Genomic DNA, 4,360 nt, shown 5'->3' with positions numbered 1-4,360 from the left:
GTTCCTCCCCGGCCGGCGACGGCAGGCCGATTGCTTCGGCCTGCCACGGATCCTCGACAAACCCGCCCACCAGCGTCAGCGGTGCGCTCCAATCCGTGGTGCCGCCGTCGTTCCCGGAAACCCGGACTTCCACTTCCACCTGCTCACCTGCGGCGATGTCCCTGAAAGGCCACTCCACCAGCACCGACTCCGGGCCTTCGTGCACCGCAGACTCATCAGTTTCGCCGCGGGTCAGCCGGAGTTCTGCCCCCGCCTGGAGCCAGTCAGTGCTCTGCGTTACGGTCACCCAGCTGAGCCGGGGCCGCGGTTCAGGGACGAACGGGGTGTCCGTCCGGTACTCGGCGCTGAAGCGGCTGACGGTGGCCTGCTGGCGGATGGCTGACTGCGGTGTCAGGGACGTGGATGTCACGAAAGACCTTTCAAGGGTGGCGGGGGTGGAAGCGGGTTGGAGCTGGAGCCGGTGTCAGCGGGGTTCGCGGCCCTCGCTGCGGAACCGGTCGAACGTGACCGTTCCGGTGCTGGCGAAGACGCCGGAAACCCGTCCGGTAAAGGATGCGGCTGTCTCGGCAGAGAGGTACCGGCCGTCCAGCTCGGTCAAGGTGACAGGCGTGCCGTCAAGGACTGTCTGCAGGGCTACGGTGTCCGAGCTCAGGCTGCCGATGGCGCTGTTCGGATTCGCTTCCCGGGTTTCAATCCGCAGTTCCACCGGCCCACCGGGGGCCGGCCGGGTCCACGTCTGTTCGATCGAGGAGATCCTGGCCCGGGCGGTGATGCTGGTTCCGTCCGTTTCTATGGAGTAGTGGTGGGCTTCGTCGTAGCGGACAGCCAGGCCGCCGGCACCGTTCTCTCCAGGCTCCACGAGTGCTGCGATGGTTTCCACCTGGTACTGCTGGCGGCGGCCAAGGAATGCTGGGCGGGCATCGTCCAGGCTGGTGCCGTCGCTGGTCAGGGTGAGGTGACCGGGGTTCTTTTCGGTCGAGGCGAAGGCGCCGGGGAAGCGACGAACGGCGATCCAGCCGCCGTCGAGTTCTGCCTCGGCGAAGTCATCCTCATACGTGCCGCCCTCGCGGGGGTTCAGGATGACGGGTTCCGCGACGGGCCAGCCGTCTTCCCAGGTGATCGGGGTGATGAAGGTTTCCCTGCCCAGGGCAGAGAATGCACGGGTCATGCCCTTGGGACGCATGCCCAGGAGCACCATGGCCCAGCCACCGTCCGGTGTTTCCACGAGGTCGCCGTGGCCGGTGTTCTGGATGGGACGGTCGGTGCTGCGGGCGCTCAGGATGGGGTTTGCCGGGTTGCTTTCGAACGGCCCGGCCGGGTTGGTTCCGCGGGCGATGCTGACGCTGTGGCCGCGCTCAGTGCCGCCCTCGGCGATCATAAGGTACCAGTAGCCGCCGCGCCGGTAGAGGTGCGGGGCCTCCGGGAACATCAGGCCGGTACCGGACCACACGCTGCGGGGTTCCTCCAGCGCCTTGCCCGCCTCCAGGTCCACGCGGACCTGAAGTATGCCACCGTGCTCGCCGAAGTTTCCGGTGACCGTGTCCAGCCCCGAGTAGGTCAGGTAGCAGGTGCCGTCCTCGTCCCAGGCAAGGTCCTGGTCAATGCCGACGGCACCCTCGATGGACAGGCCGTCGCTCCAGGGGCCGGCCGGGTCCTTCGCAGTGAACACGAGGGTGCCGCGTGCCATGGCATCCGTCACGGCGACGTAGAACAGGCCGTCGTGGAAGCGGATGGTGGGCGCCCAGGCACCGCCGAGGGTGGGCACCTCCCGGGAGTCCAGCTGGCCTTCCCGGTCCACGACGTGGCCGATCCGGGTCCAGGTGACCAGGTCGGTGCTGTGGTAGACGGGGATGCCGGGCAGGTACTCGAACGTGGAGGTCGCCAGGTAGTAGTCGCTTCCCACCTTGACAATGCTGGGGTCCGGATTGAAGCCGGGGATCAGCGGGTTGGGCAGGCTGCTTGTGTTGTGGGGGCTCATACGGCGTGTTCCTGGTCTGCTGCGGACAGCGTCAGCGTGGTTTTGAGAGGCAGGTTGGTGACGGAGGTGCCGATGCGGAGGGTGTAGCTGCCGGGTTCGTAGGTCCAGCCGTTGTCCCAGTAGGCCAGGAGCCGGGTGGGAACGTCCAGGCTGGCGGTGGCTGTTTCGCCGGGAGCTGCCCAGACGGGGGTGGAGGCGACCAGCCAGCGGACCGGGCGGTCGACGGCGGAGCCTGGCTTTTCGGCGTAGATCTGGACGACGTTCTTGCCGGCGCGTTCGCCGGTGTTGGTCAGGGTCACGGCAACCGGAACGACGTCGCCGGGTGCGGCGTTTCCGGGGGCAGGCACACTGTCCAGGGTCCAGGTGGTGTAGCCGAGGCCGTAGCCGAATTCATAGGCCGGGGTGGTGCCGGTTTTGAGCCAGGCGCGGTAGCCGATGTGGATGCCTTCGTCGTATATCAGCGTTCCGTCCGCTGCGGGGGTGACATTGATGACGGGGACATCCTCCTGGGTGGCAGGCCAGGTGGTGGGGAGCCTGCCGCCGGGTTCGGTGGTGCCCGTAAGGATATCGGTGAGCGCGTGGCCGAATTCCTGGCCGCCAAAGTAGCCGATCAGGGTCGCGGCCACCTCGTCCCGCCATGGCAGCAGGACCGGGGAGCCGGAGTTCACGATCACGATGGTGCGGGGGTTGGCAGCGGCGACGGCGTGGACCAGCCGGTCCTGCAGGCCGGGCAGTTCCAGGGAGGTCCGGTCGTAGCCTTCGGATTCGACGCGGGAGTTGGTGCCCACCACGACGACGGCGACCTCGGCTGCACGGGCGGCCTCCACTGCGTCGCGGATCAGGGAGTCGGGATTGGCGTCGTCCGCTTCCACACCGATAGTGACGGCCAGGGCGTTGGACAGGGCACCGCTGCGGTCAGCGGTGTCCAGTTCGATCCGGACCTCCAAAGGCACGCCTGCGGTGGCCTGGACGGCGACGGAGGCTGACGGCGGTGCCAGGAACGCGGCGCCGAGGTCGGTTCCCGTTGCCTCGATGGTGGCTTCGCGCGCCAGGACGCCGTCCACGAAGATCCGGCCGTGGCCCACGGTGGAGAAGCCGAGCTTCACGGGTCCGGTTTCGTCCGGGGTGTAGACGGTGTGGAACTGGACCATGGAGGACGCGGCGATGGGTGCGTCCCCGCCGAACCAGACCAGGGCGGTGGAGCGGCGGTCCTCGGCGAAGAGTTCCCGCCCGTTGGAGTCCAGGAAACGGACACGGAGGCCGGGGGTCCCGGTGACCGGGTTGGTGATCTGTTCCAGCGGGAGTTCGGCGATGCCTTCCTGCACCACAGCGCCAACACTGTAGCTGACGTTGTCAGCACCGAAGGCGGCCCGTATTCCGTCGAGCGGGGTGATGATCTTTTCCGGGACAACGGTGGCGGACCCGCCGCCCTGGGTGCGGGCGTAGCGGGCGTTGTGCCCGATGACCGCAACCTTGCGGACAGCGGCGGGATCCAGCGGCAGCACGCCGTCGTTCTTCACCATCACGGTGCCGGCGGCGGAGGCTTCGCGGGCGAACGCGATGGGGTCCTCCCGGTCCGCCGGGTCGGCCTGGACGGCGTCGAAGCCGTCCAGTGCGCCGACGCGGGCCGCGAGCTGCAGGATGCGGAAGACCTTGCGGTCGATGGCTGTTTCGGGGACCTGGCCGGACTTCACGGCCACCATAAGGGCCTCGCCCCAGGGGCCGTCCGGACCAGGCATGACCAGGTCCTGGGAGGCGTTGGCGCTGTTGACGCTGCGCACTGCGGTCCAGTCGCTGATGACGATGCCGTCAAAGCCCCATTCGCTGTTCAGCGGGGTCTCGAGAAGGTCGTTTTCGGTGGCGGTGGCGCCGTTGATGGAGTTGTAGGCGCTCATCACGAGCCAGGCCCTGGATTCGACGATGGCCTTTTCGAACGCGAGCAGGTACAGCTCGCGCAGTGGCCTGTCCCCCACCTTCACGTCCACGGTGAAGCGGTCCGTTTCGGAGTCGTTGGCGATGTAGTGCTTGGGGGTGGCGCCCACGCCGTTGCGCTGCACGCCGGACACGTACGCTGCGGCCAGTTCCGCGGTCAGGACCGGGTCTTCGCTGAACGCTTCGAAGTGGCGGCCGCCCAGCGGCGATCGGTGCAGGTTGATAGTGGGGCCCAGTACTACGTCCACGCCCTTGCGGCGGGCCTCGACCGCGGAGGCGGCACCGAGCCGGTCCGCGATGGCCGGGTCCCACGAGGAGCTGATGGCTGCGGCTGAGGGGAAGTTCATGGAGGGCTGGCGTTCGTCCCAGACCTCGCCGCGGACGCCGGTGGGGCCATCGGAGAACAGCATCCGGCGCAGGCCGATCTTCTCCAGCGGCCAGGTGGTCCAG

The 4,360-nt window shown here is 68.1% G+C and carries 2 protein-coding genes and 1 pseudogene; all 3 read right to left on the bottom strand.

What is annotated here, in order from left to right; all coding sequences use genetic code 11:
• Nucleotides 1-409 (bottom strand): annotated as a pseudogene (locus DBR22_RS02340) (hypothetical protein); the annotation flags it as partial.
• Between the two features lie 54 nt (nucleotides 410-463).
• On the bottom strand, nucleotides 464-1,978 hold the full coding sequence (locus DBR22_RS02335; RefSeq protein WP_108597610.1) for a glycoside hydrolase family 43 protein: 1,515 nt from the start codon (nucleotides 1,976-1,978) through the stop codon (nucleotides 464-466).
• Nucleotides 1,975-4,360 (bottom strand): glycoside hydrolase family 3 protein (locus DBR22_RS02330; protein WP_108597609.1); only part of this gene is annotated, 2,386 nt, incomplete at its 5' end. The genes DBR22_RS02335 and DBR22_RS02330, both read right to left, overlap by 4 nt.

Origin of the sequence: Arthrobacter sp. HMWF013, assembly GCF_003061105.1 — a bacterium.
Lineage (GTDB): Bacteria > Actinomycetota > Actinomycetes > Actinomycetales > Micrococcaceae > Arthrobacter.
This window is presented reverse-complemented; position numbering and strand designations above follow the sequence as displayed.

Coding starts and splice junctions, on each gene's coding strand:
- DBR22_RS02335 (WP_108597610.1), bottom strand. CDS start 1,978: ATGAGCCCCCACAACACAAGCAGCCTGCCCAACCCGCTGATCCCCGGC.